Origin of the sequence: Bacillus sp. FSL K6-1145, from assembly GCF_038003425.1 — a bacterium.
Classification (GTDB): Bacteria; Bacillota; Bacilli; order Bacillales; family Bacillaceae; genus Bacillus; species Bacillus pumilus.
Genome location: NZ_JBBOPC010000001.1, coordinates 3,408,082 through 3,425,196 on the forward strand (window position 1 = coordinate 3,408,082; position 17,115 = coordinate 3,425,196).

At 42.4% G+C, this 17,115-nt stretch carries 15 protein-coding genes; 3 read left to right on the forward strand and 12 right to left on the reverse strand.

Translation table 11 applies throughout. The features are described 5' to 3' along the window. Positions 1–14: 14 nt before the first annotated feature. The 3 genes from MHH41_RS17360 to MHH41_RS17370 all read right to left on the reverse strand — a co-directional run bounded on the left by MHH41_RS17360 (position 15) and on the right by MHH41_RS17370 (position 2,821). On the reverse strand, positions 15–1,403 hold the full coding sequence (locus MHH41_RS17360) for a sucrose-specific PTS transporter subunit IIBC (RefSeq protein ID WP_212045684.1): 1,389 nt from the start codon (positions 1,401–1,403) through the stop codon (positions 15–17). Positions 1,404–1,656: 253 nt separating this feature from the next. Further along, positions 1,657–2,490, reverse strand: coding sequence for a PRD domain-containing protein (locus MHH41_RS17365; RefSeq protein WP_050944508.1), 834 nt, complete (start codon positions 2,488–2,490; stop codon positions 1,657–1,659). A 52-nt stretch (positions 2,491–2,542) separates the two neighbouring features. Continuing rightward, on the reverse strand, positions 2,543–2,821 hold the full coding sequence (locus tag MHH41_RS17370; RefSeq protein ID WP_050944509.1) for a hypothetical protein: 279 nt from the start codon (positions 2,819–2,821) through the stop codon (positions 2,543–2,545). Positions 2,822–3,321: 500 nt separating this feature from the next. Between MHH41_RS17370 and MHH41_RS17375 the strand changes: the two genes are divergently transcribed. Next, on the forward strand, positions 3,322–5,748 hold the full coding sequence (locus MHH41_RS17375) for a S8 family peptidase (protein ID WP_340866596.1): 2,427 nt from the start codon (positions 3,322–3,324) through the stop codon (positions 5,746–5,748). Positions 5,749–5,828: 80 nt separating this feature from the next. Further along, complete coding sequence (locus MHH41_RS17380; RefSeq protein ID WP_340866690.1) at positions 5,829–6,056, forward strand: hypothetical protein; 228 nt, start codon at positions 5,829–5,831, stop codon at positions 6,054–6,056. Positions 6,057–6,071: 15 nt separating this feature from the next. On the opposite strand, the gene MHH41_RS17385 is transcribed toward MHH41_RS17380, so the two are convergent. From MHH41_RS17385 to MHH41_RS17395, 3 genes are all read right to left on the reverse strand, one after another. Further along, positions 6,072–7,073 carry an LLM class flavin-dependent oxidoreductase gene (locus MHH41_RS17385; RefSeq protein ID WP_340866597.1) on the reverse strand — a complete coding sequence of 334 codons (1,002 nt, stop codon included), beginning with the start codon at positions 7,071–7,073 and terminating at the stop codon, positions 6,072–6,074. Between the two features lie 57 nt (positions 7,074–7,130). Next, positions 7,131–7,880 (reverse strand): oxygen-insensitive NADPH nitroreductase, encoded by a 750-nt coding sequence (gene nfsA / locus MHH41_RS17390; RefSeq protein WP_226804398.1) that lies wholly within the window; start codon positions 7,878–7,880, stop codon positions 7,131–7,133. Positions 7,881–7,990: 110 nt separating this feature from the next. Beyond that, positions 7,991–9,202, reverse strand: a complete 1,212-nt coding sequence (locus MHH41_RS17395) for an FtsW/RodA/SpoVE family cell cycle protein (protein WP_321999933.1) — start codon at positions 9,200–9,202, stop codon at positions 7,991–7,993. 476 nt (positions 9,203–9,678) lie between these two features. On the opposite strand from MHH41_RS17395, the gene MHH41_RS17400 reads away from it, so the two are divergent. Beyond that, complete coding sequence (locus tag MHH41_RS17400) at positions 9,679–9,945, forward strand: spore morphogenesis/germination protein YwcE (RefSeq protein ID WP_003215279.1); 267 nt, start codon at positions 9,679–9,681, stop codon at positions 9,943–9,945. Positions 9,946–10,022: 77 nt separating this feature from the next. Here the strand turns inward: MHH41_RS17400 and qoxD are convergent, their stop codons facing one another. From qoxD to galT, 6 genes are all read right to left on the reverse strand, one after another. Beyond that, complete coding sequence (gene qoxD, locus MHH41_RS17405; RefSeq protein ID WP_003215204.1) at positions 10,023–10,403, reverse strand: cytochrome aa3 quinol oxidase subunit IV; 381 nt, start codon at positions 10,401–10,403, stop codon at positions 10,023–10,025. Between the two features lies 1 nt (position 10,404). Beyond that, positions 10,405–11,022: a cytochrome aa3 quinol oxidase subunit III gene (qoxC, locus tag MHH41_RS17410; protein WP_003214975.1), complete on the reverse strand. Its 618-nt coding sequence runs from the start codon at positions 11,020–11,022 to the stop codon at positions 10,405–10,407. After that, positions 11,022–12,980 (reverse strand): cytochrome aa3 quinol oxidase subunit I, encoded by a 1,959-nt coding sequence (qoxB, locus tag MHH41_RS17415; RefSeq protein ID WP_003215069.1) that lies wholly within the window; start codon positions 12,978–12,980, stop codon positions 11,022–11,024. Before qoxB ends, qoxC begins: the two co-directional genes overlap by 1 nt. 27 nt (positions 12,981–13,007) lie before the next feature. Continuing rightward, positions 13,008–13,964, reverse strand: coding sequence for a cytochrome aa3 quinol oxidase subunit II (qoxA, locus tag MHH41_RS17420; protein WP_095117964.1), 957 nt, complete (start codon positions 13,962–13,964; stop codon positions 13,008–13,010). Positions 13,965–14,480: 516 nt separating this feature from the next. Further along, positions 14,481–15,563 carry a M24 family metallopeptidase gene (locus MHH41_RS17425; RefSeq protein ID WP_340866598.1) on the reverse strand — a complete coding sequence of 361 codons (1,083 nt, stop codon included), beginning with the start codon at positions 15,561–15,563 and terminating at the stop codon, positions 14,481–14,483. A 4-nt stretch (positions 15,564–15,567) separates the two neighbouring features. Further along, entirely contained in the window at positions 15,568–17,088 is a 1,521-nt protein-coding gene (gene galT, locus MHH41_RS17430) for a UDP-glucose--hexose-1-phosphate uridylyltransferase (RefSeq protein WP_340866599.1), read from the reverse strand. Positions 17,089–17,115 lie beyond the last annotated feature (27 nt).

A 17,115-nucleotide genomic window follows, 5' to 3' on the forward strand; every position in this document is an offset into this window, starting at 1 on the left:
TGACCACTCCTTGATTATTTTTCGACTTCTTTTACTTTAAAGATGATGGTGAGAGTAAATGAAACAGCAACAGCGATTAACATACCAATCACATAATTCACCACATTTTGCACACCGAATGGCGCTGCAATTGCAATCATCGGAATCCCCGTTAAACCATAGGCGTTGGCGGCTACCTTTGTGAAGACAACAAATGCCCCGCCTAATGCGCCTCCGATCATCGCGGCAATAAACGGTTTACGATAGCGGAGGTTGACACCGAATATAACAGGCTCGGTAATCCCTAGGAAAGCTGAGAAGGCTGCAGGAAGTGCAATTTCTTTTGTTTTCGCGCGTTTCGCTAAGAAAAAGACTGCCAAGCCTGCCCCGCCTTGCGCTACGTTGGACATCGCCCAAATTGGCAGCAAATAGTTCCGCCCAATATCATTCAGCAGTCCTGCTTCAATCGCATGGAAGCTATGATGAACCCCTGTGAGCACAATGAGAGAGTAGGCTCCTCCGAAAATAAGTCCTGCTAAGAACCCTGCGTGATCATAAATAAATGTCAGTGCATTCGAAATTCCTGTACCGAGCATTCTTCCAAGCGGTCCAACAGCAATAAACGTCACAAATCCAGTCACAATCACCGTCACAAATGGGGTCACAAGTAAATCAATACTGTTCGGAACCACTTTTCTTAAATACTTTTCAACAAGGCACATGATGTACACAGTCAATAACACTGGAATGACTGTTCCTTGGTAACCAAGAAGAGCAATATCAAAATTGAATAAATGCATATACTCTGGTTTCGCATCCGTCAGTCCCCACGGATTGAGCAGGTTCGGGTGAATCATAATCCCCCCAATAACGGCTCCTAAATACGGATTTCCACCAAACTCTTTCGCTGCACTGACACCAATTAAAATCGGTAAAATGATAAAGGCTGCACTTGAGAACATATCAAGCATTTGGAAGATCGCGGAGCTTGGGTCAGCCCATTTGAAGGCTTTCATCATGCCTAAAAGCCCCATTAATAAACCGCTTGCAACAATGGCTGGAATGATCGGTACAAAAATATTTGACAACGTCTTTGCAAAACGTGCAAGTGGATTCATTTTTTGTTTCACTGCTTCATCATGGCTGACAGGTTTTTCTTTCTCGTCGTCTGTCTCAAGGCCGGTCTCACGAGCAAATGGTTCATATACTTTGTTGACCGCTCCCGTTCCAAAAATGATTTGGAATTGCCCCGAGCTTGAGAAAGCCCCCTTTACCCCTTCAAGTTCCTCAATGGCATCTTTGTCAATCAGTTCCTCATCTTTCATCACCAATCTGAGTCTTGTTGCACAATGCGTGGCACTGATGACATTTTTCTTGCCGCCTAATAGTTCTGTTAATTCTTTGGCTGTTTTTTGATAATCCATGTTGTCTCCTCCTTTTTAAAACAAAAAAGACCTAAAATTCACTAACGATAAAAGGACATACACGTCCCCTCGTTACGCAAATTTTAGGTCTTGCCTGCCTGACAGTCACAATCCCGCGATATCAAGTTTTGATTACGCTTTCATCATAGTATAAGAGCGTCACGTGCGTCAACCTCTTTTTTCGAATCTATTGACCCATATACACTATTTAAAGTAGTGTGCATAAAAAAAAGCCTGCATGCAGGCACAACCACTAAACCAATTCGGCATCCTGCAGACGCTGGACATGCAGCGTGATGTAGCCGATCTCCGATTCAGGGAGATGAAGTTCATATTCATTTTTTAACAATTCAGCGAGTCCACGTGCACACTGGTAAGCCAAATCATACTTTGTTTGGATAAAACTCAGCATGTCATCGTCCATGATTTGAAATGCCTCATTTGATTCCAACCTGCCTAATGCATACCTCAAATGTGTCACAAGTCGCTGATAGGAAATACTATCCTCATCAATTGAATGCTGAAAATAGCTTTCTATATGCTCGATCATTTCTTTGATCATCGTTGTATATTTCACGGTTTTTTTCATAGACTCCGTATTCATTTTGGCCGTATGAATATGGAGTGCCACATACCCTGCCTCATCGTCCGGCAGTTCAACCCCAAGCCGATCCTTTACATAACGAATGGCATACTTTCCAATTTCATATTCCTGCTTATATAAGACTTTGATCTCACCAAGCAATTTATTATATAGCACAATGCCCTTTTGAATGCGCTCAATGGCAAAGGATAAATGGTCAGTCAGTGATATGTGGATATGATCACTAAGCGGCATCATCAGTTCACCCTCTGCATAACTGATGATATGCTCTGCCACCTCAATATGCGCTTCGGGCAATGTCGCAAGAATTTGTTTGAATTTCTCATTTTCTTCACGCACAACAAAGATTTTCTCTATTTTTTGAACGGGAATGACGTCATTTTTCCCCTTCTGAAAAGCAATTCCGGGCCCCATCACAATTTTCTCCTGATCACCCTCCTTTACAATCACCGCATTGTTATTCAATATCTTATATATCTTCAAGGGGTATCCTCTCCCACTAGATAACGTTTCTTATGTGGGATTTTACCCTGTTTCATCTCCCATGTAAAGGTAAGAGCGGACCAGCACGCGCCTCTCTCGTCGTCTTCTCATCAAGCATCATCAGACTTTGCTTAAACGGTTTCTCTGACCTGCGCTTCTTGTTCTTTTCTTCTGCCAGCTTCTCTAGCTCTCTCTCGTTCACAACTTGAAAGAAACGATCATCCACCGCAGCCGCCTGAAAACGTTGCTGCTTCATCATCACACCAGGATTCACAAGCACATTCATCATGAAACCAAACCATACACTCAACCAGTTTCTGAATTTCCTCACTGAACATCCCTCCGCTTTTCTTAGAATCTAGCAGTTCTAGCAAAACAACTGCTCCTATCATATCCCGAGAAAAAAGAGAGGTTTGTCACAATCTGGGTGAAAAAACAAACTAGTTTTCAGAAGTTTTGTTGAAAAGTGCAGAAAATCATCATGTACGAGGGTGTTTGAATAAAAATTTTATACACACTATATCCAAAAGATAAGCACACCTTATCAACAGGGTTTATCCACATATCAACACCCCCATACTAGATTTTGTGTATGGGATTTTTTTATTTTCCATATATATATCTAAATAATTGAGTTATCAACAGAAGTTTGTGTATAAGTGAGACTTTATAAACAAAATAGTACTTTATGACTATGTAAAATAAGACCATTTTAGTAAAGGAATTGTTTTCATCGTATTGAATACTTAATAACGGGCAGTGAATCTTTCCTATTTATCCACAAAAAGAAAGGCTATCTCCCTAAAAACACAGCTAGAAAGGGGAAAATTAATGAAAAAGGTCATCTCTCGTTCTTCTGTTCTATTGTTCTCCACTATTTTTATTTTATCCACATTCTTTACAGGTCAACAGGCTGCTGCCACTCCATCGAACAAACAGGTGGAACTGGAAAAAGCAGAAATCTTCGGTGAAATCAATGTCAAATCTAGAAAACATACCACTGTCATTGTTGAATTAAAGGAAAAATCCTTAGTTGAAGCAAAGCAAGAAGGCAAAGCTCAAACAAAGGCCTCCCTCAAAAAATCTCGAACAAAAGTAAAAAATGAAGCACTCAAAGAAATTGATAAAGCGAGTGTTCGTCAAGAATACGAAAAAGTCTTCTCTGGTTTCTCGATGAAACTTCCTGCAAACGAAATTCCGAAGCTGCTCGCAGTTGACGGAGTAAAAGCCGTTTATCCAGATGTTACATATCAAACAGATGAAGTGAAAAAAGAAAGCATGCAGCTTCCAAACGAAGATGTCTCCCCCCTTATGGATAAAAGCGCTCCATTTATCGGTGCCCCAAAAGCTTGGGATGCCGGCTACTCTGGAAAAGGGGTAAAAGTCGCTGTCATTGATACTGGAGTAGACTATACCCACCCTGATTTAAAAGGAAACTTCGGTTTATACAAAGGCTATGATTTTGTTGATAATGATTATTCTCCGCAAGAGACACCTAAAGGAGACCCTAGAGGTGAATCGACAGACCATGGCACACACGTCGCAGGAACAATTGCTGCCAATGGACAAATTAAAGGTGTCGCAAAGGATGCCTCACTTCTTGCGTACCGTGTACTTGGACCAGGCGGTTCTGGGACGACTGAAAACGTCCTTGCAGGCATCGACCGTGCTGTTACTGATGGAGCAGATGTCATGAACCTCTCTCTCGGAAATAGTGTGAATAATCCTGATTATGCTACAAGCATCGCACTCGATTGGGCCATGTCTGAAGGCGTTGTCGCTGTCACATCAAATGGAAACAGCGGTCCGAACAGCTGGACAGTCGGATCTCCCGGCACGTCAAGAGATGCAATATCTGTCGGAGCAACTCAGCTTCCTTACAGCCTTTACAATGTGAAATTCCCGAACTATTCTACTGCAAAAGTGATGGGCTACTACCAAGAGAGTGATTTAAAAGCACTTGACCAAAAACAAGTCACACTCGTCCATGCAGGTATCGGTGACGAAAAAGCATTTGAAGACATCGATGTGAAAGGAAAGGTTGCCGTGATCGAACGAGGAGCCATTGCCTTTGTTGATAAAGTCGACAATGCAAAAGCTGCTGGTGCAATCGGCGTTGTGATGTATAACAACACCGATGGAGAAATTCCAGTCGATGTACCAGGTCTTGCTCTTCCAACGATTAAGCTATCAAAAGCTGAAGGAGCTGCGCTTGTCAAAGCCATTGAGGCTGGAAACAATACAACGACTTTCTCCATTCAATTTGTCAAAGAACTTAGTGAGCAAGTCGCTGACTTCTCCTCTCGTGGACCAGTTGTGGATACGTGGATGATTAAACCTGATTTATCAGCGCCAGGCGTCAGCATTGTGAGTACAATCCCAACGCATGATCCTTCTCAGCCTTACGGATATGGCTCAAAGCAAGGGACAAGCATGGCTTCACCGCATGTGGCAGGGGTTGCAGCGATCATGAAGCAAGCAAAACCATCTTACTCAACGGAACAAATCAAAGCATTACTCATGAATACAGCAGAAAAACTATTTGACGCAAACGGCAGCCCATTCCCTCACAACACACAAGGGACAGGCAGTGTTCGAATCATTGAATCACTCCAAGCGTCATCTATCGTTTCTGATGCGAGTTATTCTTACGGCACTTTCTTGAAAGAAAAAGGCGTTCAAATCAAAACAAAGAAATTCAAGGTAGAAAACCTTTCAAAAGCACCGAAAACGTATACCATTGATTACAAATTCGATGGCAGCGGCATCAGCACAAATGGAACGAAAAAAATCACTGTCAAAGGGAATTCCACTGGGTCCTTTACTTCCGCGGTACAAGTGAAATATGGTAAAACGAAAAAAGGAACGTACCAAGGCAGCATTACCCTTCGCGAAAATGGCAGAAAGGTCACAGAGATTCCGACTTTATTGATTGTAAAAGAGCCTGATTATCCTCGCGTCACTTCGGTTTCTGTAGAGCCGGATAACCGTGCTGGAAGCTATGTCATTAGCAGCTATCTGCCTGGCGGAGCTGAAAACCTTGCATTCCTCGTCTACTCGACAGATGGAGAGTATTTAGGTGAAGCAGGTGTTTATCAACATGTTGATAAAGGAGAACACCGCGTAAAATGGAATGGCACAATTAATCAAGGTCAAAAGCTCGAATCTGGTGAGTATACAATGCTTGCGTATGCAAGTTTGAAAGGGAAATCCGACACGGTTCAAACGAAGGAACCTTTCGATATTTATCCTGAATAAATGTGAATCACAAGAAAAGCCTTGATGAGCGGATCCGCTCATCAAGGCTTTTCGATCATATATGGAGGAAAGAGAGATTGATGTTGATATTGCTATGGATCGTTTCTTTTTATATTGCTTTTTTTCTAACGATCACCTTGGTGTATTTTTTCACCCTTTTATATGCGAAACATCCTCGTCCTTTTCATCAAGCATGCGAGCTGACGGTCTATGTGTCCTTCATTTACCCGCTTAGTTTGCTGGTGACAGCCGCGTTTATTTTCATCATGATGCTCCTCTTCCCTATCTACCGGCTGCGTGGACGGTAAACAGACATACATACGTTATGCATCAAAGGCTTCCTTTAATAAACGATAAGATGTGAGCCGGTCTTGCATGCGGTGAGTGATGGTCACGGCGATCACTTCATCTGTACGATAAGCCTTCGTTAGTGCCGTCAGCTGTTTTTTCACAGAAGATGGCGTTCCAACCACCATCCTTTGACGATTGGCAGCCACTCGTTTTTGTTCATACGGACTATAGGAATAAGCCTGTGCCTCTTCATATGAAGGAAAGCCCCCGAGGCTTTGCCCCTGTTCATTGGCAAGTAAGGATAAATCTAAGCTGACTGCCAGTTTTTCTGCCTGTTCCTCTGTTTCAGCACATAAAACGAAGACCGCCAGACTAACGCGCGGCTCATCACCGAATGCTGAAGGTTCGAACCGGTTGATATATTGCTCCACAGAATCTTCTCCGCCTTCGCCGTTGATAAATAGAGCAAACGTATAGCCTGCACCTGCTTTCGCCGCAAGTCTTGCACTTCCTCCAGAGGAACCAAGCATCCATACTTCTGGTGCAGTCTCTGTCTTCGGAGAAGCGATTAAATGAGGCAGTGGATAAAATTCATCTGCTAGGTCGTGTAAATAGACCTTCAGCTCTTCTACCTGCTCAGGATATTGATCACCTAGACGTTTTCGTTCACCATGATGAAGAGCTATGGAGGAAATGGGCATACCACCTGGAGCACGTCCAATCCCAAGATCAATTCTGCCAGGAGCGAGTGCTTCAAGAACCCTGAAGTTCTCTGCTACTTTATAGGCACTGTAGTGGGGCAGCATCACACCGCCTGAGCCAATACGTATATGTGACGTAACGGCTGATAGATGACCGAGAAGCACCTCTGGACTTGATCCTGCAAGCCGGTTTGAAAAATGATGCTCTGATACCCAAAAACGGTGATAGCCCCACTTCTCTGCCTGCTTTGCCAATTCAACCGTTTGCTTTAAGGCTTCAGCAGGTGTTGCATCTCCAATCAAAGGAGATTGATCCAGTATACTTAATTTCATCTTACTGCACCTCTTACAGAAATCCCCCTCTCTCAATCGAAAGGGGGGATGTCTTATTTATTTTCGATTAAAGCCCTTCTCTTTCACAAATTCTCCAAGGAAGGCACGCTTTGGCTGACTAAAGCCGCGAAGCATCTGCTTAGACCAAGTATCTGTTCTCTCTCCGTTTGTCCGTTCTTCATAATATGATGAAATACGATCATCGTATTCTTTTAAATAACGATCCACATGCGCTTCATCTTGCTGATATGAATTTTCATGATAAATGAGTTCAACTGGCAGTCGTTCCTTTTGTGACGATTGATTCGCTGGATGTCCGACAACCAGACCAAATAACGGCAGCACATATGATGGCGTTTCAAGCAAATCAGAGACTTCTCTCAGTTGATTACGCAGACCGCCTATATAGCAGATCCCAAGTCCCATTGATTCTGCGGCTATACTCATATTTTGCGCAGCGAGCGCCGTATCAATGACGCTAATGAGAAAGGCTTCTGTATTCTCAAGCGCCTCCTGATGATTCTTCCCTGCCTTTTTTGCAATATCATCATGGCGTTTCAAGTCTGCACAGAAGACAAAGAAATGCCCATTCTTCTCAACGTATGGCTGATTCCCAGCCAGTTCAGCAAGCTTGGCCTTCTTCTCCTGATCTGTCACCCCAATAATACTATACGCCTGTACATAGCTTGATGTCGAAGCAGCCTGTGCACTTTTAATAAGTGTCAGCACCTCTTCTTCGGACAAACGCTCGTCTGTAAACGAACGGATGGACCGATGATTTAATATCGTTTCTATCGTTTTGTTCAATTCGAAGACCTCCTTCACTTCTACTATCATAAGGCAAAGCCATATGGCTTTTCAAAAATTAAAACTCGAATGAAAAAAGACAGTCTATGCTTAGACTGCCCTTACCCGTTTTATTTAAATAAATAACTTTGGTATTTCGTTAATTGAACACTTGCATTATAAGCAATCCCGAATCCAATGAGAACAGATAAAACAGAGCTTCCTCCGAAGCTGATAAATAGGAGCGGAATTCCTGTTACAGGCATCACGCCTATGTTCATCCCAATGTTCTGGAACGTATGGATCACAATAAGTGCTGTATATCCCACACAGAAGAATGACGCGAATCGGCTATAAGGATGGATACGGTCAATCAGCACGACAAGCCGGTAGATCAAGAAGAAGAACATGATCACAACAAACGCACAGCCGATAAAGCCAAAGGCTTCTCCTATAATGGAGAAAATCATATCTGTTTGTGCTTCTGGGACATAGACCTTTAAGTTTTTAACCCCATTCCCAAAAATCTGTCCAGCACCAATAGCCATAATGGCCTGGTCTACTTGATATTTATCAGACCCCGAGGCATCCTGAGTCTGCGCTTGGTTGGCTGACGTTGAACTATCAGGTAGCCAAGCGGTAATCCGGTTAATCTGATACTGCTGAATACCAATTGTTTTCGCAACATCAGGGAAAAGTATGATCACGGCTAACACAGCGGCAACTAAAAGCACAACAACGGAACCGATGAGAGAAATCAGCTTCCAATTGACCCCTGATAAAAACACCATCACAACGACAATAAACATACAGACAGCTGCCGTACCTGCATCCTGTAAGAAAATCAGTCCAACTGGAACAGCTGCCACCCCGGCAATTTTTAATAGAAGGAAGATATCATCTTCTAATGTCCGTTTTCCTCTAGGGCTTGACTTGCCAATAACAGATGCGAGCATCATAATCAAACCAATTTTCATGAACTCTGAGGGCTGAAGTGTTCCAACCCCCGGTATCACAAACCAGCTTTTTGCACCATTTTTAATTGGAGCAAAATCATGACCTCCGATTTGTGCAGGAGCGACTTTCAGAAAGAGTAACAACAGGATGCCGCCTATAAAAATATAGAGACTGAGCTTCTCTAATTGCTCCAAGTCAAAGTAATTTATGGCTACAATAAATATGACCCCGACCATGTAGTAAATGATCTGTCTGGTCCATGCATTAGATCCATACTGCCCAAATTGACCCGCAGCATAAATCGCAATGACACTGATGGCAAAGAAGGCTAAAAATATAAAAATTAAATCCCCTTGATAGTACGGAGATGTATTCTGCTTGTTCATGAACTAACCACCCTTATTACAAAACATAAAAGCCCTTATTTATATTAGATTGAAATTTTCACAAAAGCAACTCACCTTAAATATGACGGAAGATACATCCGAAAGGTTCCAATCATTTTTCAAAAAATGAAATACTTTTCATCCTAATAATAGGAAAAAATTCCTCTATACTCTTTCCATTCAACCGATCACGAGTCCTTTAAAAAGATTATTTTACAGATATTAAGGGGAAAATTCAATGACCTATGTGGCGATATGACAAGTAATTATCAAGTCAGCATAAGTTTTATGGAGAGAAAAGGAAAAAGCTACTTTCTACGGAATAAGGCCCATTTTCCAATTATTGAGTTTACTTCAAAGTCAATTGTGGTATAATACTTGTAACAAAATGTTCACAATATCTCCTAAAAACAGACACAATTGCATCCTGACCTCTCATTTGAATTGAACATCAACTTACAAAGGAGTTGGATACGATGGATATGTTCTTTGCGTACCTATGTATTGCAACGGCTACACCCCTGTTTTTATGGCTTGAAAACAGAAAAATTGCGCTAGCTTCAATTCCACCCATTATGATTATGTGGATTTTCTTCGGTCTTTACATGACAAGCAGTTTATCTCCAGCAGGACATACCTTCATGATCGCATTCTTTGCCATTAACGTCATTTTGGCACATATTGCAGCGTTCCTCATTTATGGACTTCCATTCATTCGCAAAAGATTCAGTAGCACCAGATAAATAACGCACCACTTATTGGAGACGTTATCAACATCATGATAAAAACCACTCACCTTTGAGAGATGAGTGGTTTTTTATTATTTCTCTGAATGCTCCGATTGCTTTGGCGCAGAAGGTGAATAACCGTCTTTGCTGTTCTCTCCGTGGCTGTAGTGAGCCGCAAAGATCCAAACAGATCCGATAACGAAGATAATCGCACAAAACAGACCAAACAATGTATTTCCGACTTGAACAGTTCCGTTCTCGCTTTCTGTCATGTGCATAAACATGAATAGCTGCAAGAACGCTTGAATGAAGGCAAAACCAAAGATAATCCAAAGTTTTGCAGAACTGCCAATTTCAGCTCCAATGGCAATCCAGAATGCTAAGATCGTTAGCACGATGGATAGAATGAAGCCAACTACGTGTTTCCAAGGGAAGTGTTCGTGCTCTGCTGAGGAATTTGTTTTTCCAGCCATATCACAAAAGCCCCCCTAATCCGATCAAGTAAACAGCTGTGAAGATGAAAATCCATACTACATCAAGGAAATGCCAGTATAGACTTGAGATAAAAATCTTCGATGCTGTTTGTGGAGTTAATCCACGTTTTTTAATTTGGAACAAGACCCCGGTAATCCAGAAGATACCGATGGATACGTGTAGTCCGTGAGTTCCTAAGAGTACAAAGAATGCAGACCAATACGCACTTGTATGAATGCTCGCGCCCTCATGTACATAATGGAAGAACTCGAAAATCTCAAAGCCAACGAAGCCTGCACCTAGAAGCAGTGTCAGAATCGTCCAAATGACAACCCCTTTTGTACTTCCACGGCGCATTTCATGAACGGCAATCCCACATGTAAATGAACTAACCAATAGCAGGAATGTCATGATCAATACAAGCTTCATATCAAACAGCTCAGCTGGTAAAACGCCGCCAGCTGTTCTGCCATGAAGAACAAAGTAGGTCGCAAAAAGTGTTGAGAATAACACGATTTCCGCGCCAAGGAATATCCAGAAACCAAGGATGTTTAAACGTCCCGTTTCAGACTGATATTCAAGCGGTGCATTTGCATAGCTGCTATCATTATGTCCCATTACTTCTGCGCCTCCTTATTCTTTTTCTCTGTTTCAATCACTTCTTCAACAGGAATATAGTAGCCATCGTCGTATTCGAATGAACGTAAAATCATCGTTGCGAATACACCGATTAAGCCAATAACGCCAATCCAGTACCATTCAAATACAAGACCGAATGCACCAAGTCCGAAGAATGCAGACATGATAAGTGGTCTGCCTGAATTGTGCGGCATGTGAATTTTCTTGAATTCTTTTTCAGGATGAACGTCTACATTGTTTTGCTTCCAGTGATGGAATGCATCTGGTGTTGTCACTTCTGGAAGTGCTGCAAAGTTATAATGCGGCGGAATTGCAGAAGATGTCGCCCAGTCAAGAGTACGTCCCTCTCCCCAGCTGTCTCCAGACACTTCACGCTTCGCGTGTCTCCAGCTGTAGTAAATGTTGTAGCAAAGGATGATGAATCCGACACCCATCATAAATGCACCAATTGTTGAGATAAAGTTTAGTGCAGTCCAGCCATCTTCTGGTCCATACGTATAAATACGTCTTGGCATTCCTTGCAGTCCTAAGAAGTACTGCGGGAAGAAACAGATGTTAAATCCGATCATGAATACCCAGAAGAACCATTTGCCGATTCTTTCGTTTAACTTGTAACCAAACATTTTTGGATACCAGAAAACAAGACCAGCAAAACAAGCAAAGACAGTACCTGCGATTAATACATAGTGGAAGTGGGATACAAGGAAGTACGTGTTATGGTACTGGTAATCCGCAGCTGCCATCGCAAGCATAACCCCAGTGACACCACCGATAACGAAGTTCGGGATGAAACCAAGTGCCCAAAGCATTGGTGAAGTAAAGCTGATACGGCCTCGATACATCGTAAAGAGCCAGTTAAAGATTTTCACACCTGTTGGTACAGAAATTGCCATTGTTGTAATCGAGAAGAATGAGTTAACCGCTGCACTGTTCCCCATTGTAAAGAAGTGGTGAACCCACACAAGGAAACTAAGAACAGAGATTGCCACAATCGATACAACCATCGCTTTGTAACCAAACAACTGTTTTCTTGAGAACGTCGCAAAGATTTCTGAGAAAATACCGAAAGCCGGCAGGATCACGATATATACCTCAGGATGTCCCCAAATCCAGAAAAGGTTCGCCCAAAGCATTGGCATACCGCCTGCTTCGAGTGTAAAGAATGCAGAACCGAATAAACGATCAAATGTCATAAGTGCTAAAGCAACTGTTAGTACAGGGAATGCGAATACGATGATGACAGACGTGATCAATGTTGTCCATGTAAACATTGGCATACGCATAAGCGTCATACCTTTTGTACGCATTTTTAAGATGGTCACCATGAAGTTAATACCAGTCATAAGTGTACCAATACCTGCAATTTGGAGCCCGAGCAAGTAATAGTTCTGTCCAGGTCCTGGTGAGAAATCATTTCCGGCGAGCGGCATGTAACTCGTCCAGCCTGCACTTGGTGATCCTCCAATGACGAAGGAAATGTTGAACAGCATCGCTCCGACCATAAATGTCCAGAAGCTCAGGTTGTTCAAATAAGGGAATGCAACGTCACGTGCACCAATTTGAAGAGGTACAACGACGTTGATTAAACCAATTAAAAATGGCATCGCCATGAATAGAATCATGATCGTACCATGCGTTGTGAAAATTTCATTATAGTGGTTGGAATCTAAAAACGTATTATTAGGAAGCGCCAGCTGTGCGCGCATCATCAGTCCGTCTACCCCACCGCGGAAGAACATAATCACAGCAGCAAGGATATACATGATCCCAAGCTTTTTATGATCAACTGATGTTAGCCATTCTTTCCAGAGCCATTTCCACTTTTTAAAGTAGGTTAAAACAAACACGATAGCAATGGAAGTAAGAGCGATAGAAATTTGCGCACCAAGAATTAATGGGTCTCCAGTTACAAAAAACTCATCCCATTTCAAATGCATAACGGCCTCCTCCTTTCCTTAGTCAGTTTATTCATTATCTAGTTTTCTTTTATAGTTCTTCACATTCTCGAAAGGATCTGTTTTGGAATGCGGAGAAACTGATTGGTAACCTAAACGTTTGCGTGCTTGGAGTGCGTATTCAGAATCCTCTCCATGCTTCGCAAAGGATAAATGTGTTGATGAGAATGTCTGCACATCTGCAGCATCAGGAAGCATCAAGTAGTCATACGTTTTCTTCGTTAACTTTGGTGCTTCTTTTTTCGTTTTGCTTACCCATTTATCATAGTCAGACTGCTTCATCGCATTGACTTTGAATTTTTGCTGAGCAAAGCCCTCGCCTGTGAAGTTGGCGTTTCTTCCTTCATATGTGCCAACTTGATCAGCTTGAAGATATTGTTCCATCTCCATTCCAGCCATCGCATACTTCTCCCCGCCTAGCTGAGGAATCCATAGTGATGCCATTGTATCAGCAGAAGTGATTTTGAATAAAACCGGCTGATCTTTTGGAATGTTTAAGTAGTTCACTGTCTCAATATTTTCCTCTGGATAGCTAAAGATCCATTTCCAATCAACAGCTGTAGCATAAACGACAAGAGGATCTTTATGGCTTGTTGCTTGAGGTGCCTCTTCCAAAGAGTAAATTGTTTTTACAGTTGGAACTGAAAGGGCAGCAACGATTAATATTGGGATCACTGTCCAGATAACTTCTAGAAGCGTATTCCCGTGTAGTTCTGGATTATAAGAGGCGTTTCCAACGTCCTTACGCTCACGGTATTTTACCAAAATGATGGTAAACAGTACAAATACCGCACCAACGATAAAGAGCATGAATCCGATGGATAAAAGGATTAAGTCTTTTTGTTGTGCTGCGACAGGTCCTTTAGGATCTAAAACAGCGATATTGCTGCAACCTCCTAATAAAAAAACACTCACGAGCATCGCTAATAAAAGCATAGGTTTAATGGCTCTGAACAAGAAGATCACCATCCTTCCTTAGATAATGTATATATTGCTGAATAATTGTGAAAAGCCATCTGCCTTCGAAAACTTTTCTTCCCTTTGTAATGCTATCAAAATCTGTTAGAGTTAGCTTCCCTTTTTTCAAAAGTTCATTTATTTTTCAACAGATTTCTATTAAAATGTCATAAATTCGACATAAATTTATATTATTGCACACACAATAAATTTCTAGGATTTTGAAAAGTTGAGAGTTGAAGGCAAAGGACAAACAATCAAGAACTTTGTCAAATTTAGGTTTACCACAATAAAAAAGTTTGGTCAAATTTCAATTTAATTTAGTGAAATTTTATCTAGGTAAACAATTTCAAAATAGGTATCCCCACATTTAACAAAAACCTTACTCATTTTAACGCAAGTTCACAAGAAAAGAAAGTATCGATCCTCTGTGTATACGCTGTAAGAATTGGTAATGATGCTGAATTAGTGGAATCTCGCTAAAGACTTCCAGCAAAAAACCGGCTCAGCGCCGGCACTCTGCATTTATTCATCTCTCACTAAGATGTCAGGTCGTCTATAGATCTTCCCTTCATGTTCAATGTCCATGTACGTCCACTTGCCTGTATACGTTAAAAAGCGGTTGCCCTCTTTTTCTACAACAATCGTATCCTCTGATTTCAGTCCAGGCAATGAAGGGTTCCATGTAAACACTTGATGAAGCTGAATTTCTTCCTTCGATGAGGGAACAGCAATGATTTCCCTAGATACAAATCCCGTCTTCCCCCCTTGATGAAGCTTTTTCCAGCTATCAGGGAAGCCCTCTTTTTCGTACTGAGCAATACCTGCTTTCAGAACATCTCCTAATGTTTCCCCAGGACGTGTGGCGACATTCATGACCGTGTCAATTCGTGCTAGCCGCTCTTTGTTCTCTTCAAGCTCCTTCGGAAGCTGACCAAAGTAAACAGACCTTGTAACATTTGCAACGAGCCCGTGCCGCTCCGCGCAGAGAACAACAAGCGCATGCTTTTGAAGAGCTTTATCTGTTGGAATCGGGTGACGGTATTGATGGATCCGGTCATCCGTGGCCACAAGCAGGACTTCTATCGTCATCCCTTGCGCAATGGCTCTTTGAGCAACAAGCGAAGCAATCTCGTGCTCGGTCTGCCCTGGAACGATTTCTTGACAGACACTTTCTACAATGACCGCTGTTTCATGACAGAGCGTTTCATATTGTCTGAGCTGTGAGGCAGTTAGGATCGAGCGAATATTCGACAAATCCGGTTCGATCCATTCGAATCCATCCATTTGAATGTCCGTCCCAATTCGTTTACCTTTTGTGAGTTCTTGAATGTATGGGGTCTCATCCTCATACCAATCCATTGTGACCACTTGAAACGGATGATCGACGTACGCCATTTCCTCTTCAATGATCCGCTTTTCTTCCATTTGATTCACAATGAGAACGAGGTCGTCTTTTAAGACGAGCAGCTGGCACACGCCCTCTGGCGTATTTAACACAATATGATTCCTTCTTCCGCCTGTCAGCCAGGAGAAGTTATTTCGCTTTTGAATCAAAACACCCTCAAGCTGCTTTTCTTCCATGAGCTCTCTTACTTGTTCAATCATCTAATCACCTGCCTATTTGAAGTGTTTGAATGAAACGGTTAAAAGCTATTTTCCCTTGCTCAGTTCTTTTAAACACACCTGCCTGCGAGAGAATTCGAGAAAAAATAAAGCCAATTTCTTTTTGTAAAATGGTTTCGGTATTTTTCTCTGTAAAGGAATTCTCTTCAAGCAGCCGCTTCGCCCAAGCCTCGTGCTTCATGATAGCAGGACGGGCTTTGATTTCTTCAAGTGGATTTTCGGATAGCAAAGCCTCTTTTAATTGGCTTATTTCCTCTGCTAATCTACCAGGAAGCACAGCAAGGCCCATGACTTCAATTAATCCGATATTCTCTTTTTTAATATGGTGGACTTCTTCGTGCGGATGGAAAATGCCGTCCGGGTGCTGCTTGTTTGTACGGTTATTACGAAGCACTAAATCTAATTCATAGTCATCCCCGTGGCGCCTCGCAATAGGTGTAATGGTGTTGTGAGGTGTCTCTCCTGTATGAGCGATGACCCCCACCTCTTCATCTGAATACAGTTTCCACTCCTGTAAGATAAAGTCTGCTGCATCTGCGAGCGACTGCCGCTCACTGCTTCGAAGGCGGATCACAGACATCGGCCATTTCACAATACCAGCTCGCACACCTGGAAAGGCATTGAGAGAAAAGACCTCTTCCATCTCTGCTTTTGCCATCGGAAATTCATGTGCACCGCCCTGAAAATGGTCATGACTTAATATACTGCCTCCGACAATCGGAAGGTCGGCGTTCGACCCGATGAAATAGTGCGGGTATATAGATATGAAGGAAAGCAGTCGTTCAAAGGTCTTTTTGGTGATGCTCATTGGCTCATGTTTGCCTTTGAACACTATACAGTGCTCGTTGTAATACACATAAGGTGAAAATTGCAGAAACCACGATTCACCTGAGAGTGACACAGGAATAATCCGATGATTCTGTCTCGCTGGATGGTTAATCCGTCCCTCGAACCCAACGTTTTCTTTACAAAGGAGACAAAGAGGATATTGCTTTTGGCTGAGCTTCTTGGCTTCAGCGATGGCTTTGGGGTCCTTTTCCGGCTTCGATAGATTAATGGTGATCTCTAGCACACCATCTTCTGTTCGTGTAAACCACTGTACATTTTTGGCGATCCTGCCTGTATGAATGTAGTGTGCATGCTGCTGCATCTCATAGAACCAGCTCGTAGCTGCCTTCGGTCCTCCCTGCTGACGTTTTTCCTCAAACTTCGCATAGATGACACTTGGAGGTGCCACCAAGCAGCCCATGATTTTCGCATCTAGTAAATCACGATACGTATCCGTCCCCTCAGGAATAAGTTCTGTTTCTACTGCCCAATCGAGCATCGGCATTAAGATGTCTTCAAGGTCTTCTTCTCCTGAAACTGTTCTTGCTTCCGCTTCATCGAGTCTGAGCACCTCAAGCAGTCGATTTCTCGTATATTCGATATCTAGTGATGTTATCAGCTCTTTATTCATCCCGTATTGAATCAGCTGTTCCAGCTTTTCAAAAATATCAATCGCCATTCCCTCTGTCCCCTCTCTTGCCTGCCT

Bases quoted from the DNA above. Each gene is read 5' to 3' on its own strand.
- MHH41_RS17360 (WP_212045684.1), bottom strand. From the start codon at position 1,403: ATGGATTATCAAAAAACAGCCAAAGAATTAACAGAACTATTAGGCGGC.
- MHH41_RS17375 (WP_340866596.1), top strand. From the start codon at position 3,322: ATGAAAAAGGTCATCTCTCGTTCTTCTGTTCTATTGTTCTCCACTATT.
- MHH41_RS17380 (WP_340866690.1), top strand. From the start codon at position 5,829: ATGTTGATATTGCTATGGATCGTTTCTTTTTATATTGCTTTTTTTCTA.
- MHH41_RS17385 (WP_340866597.1), bottom strand. From the start codon at position 7,073: ATGAAATTAAGTATACTGGATCAATCTCCTTTGATTGGAGATGCAACA.
- MHH41_RS17395 (WP_321999933.1), bottom strand. From the start codon at position 9,202: ATGAACAAGCAGAATACATCTCCGTACTATCAAGGGGATTTAATTTTT.
- MHH41_RS17400 (WP_003215279.1), top strand. From the start codon at position 9,679: ATGGATATGTTCTTTGCGTACCTATGTATTGCAACGGCTACACCCCTG.
- qoxD (WP_003215204.1), bottom strand. From the start codon at position 10,403: ATGGCTGGAAAAACAAATTCCTCAGCAGAGCACGAACACTTCCCTTGG.
- qoxC (WP_003214975.1), bottom strand. From the start codon at position 11,022: ATGGGACATAATGATAGCAGCTATGCAAATGCACCGCTTGAATATCAG.
- qoxB (WP_003215069.1), bottom strand. From the start codon at position 12,980: ATGCATTTGAAATGGGATGAGTTTTTTGTAACTGGAGACCCATTAATT.
- MHH41_RS17425 (WP_340866598.1), bottom strand. From the start codon at position 15,563: ATGATTGAACAAGTAAGAGAGCTCATGGAAGAAAAGCAGCTTGAGGGT.
- galT (WP_340866599.1), bottom strand. From the start codon at position 17,088: ATGGCGATTGATATTTTTGAAAAGCTGGAACAGCTGATTCAATACGGG.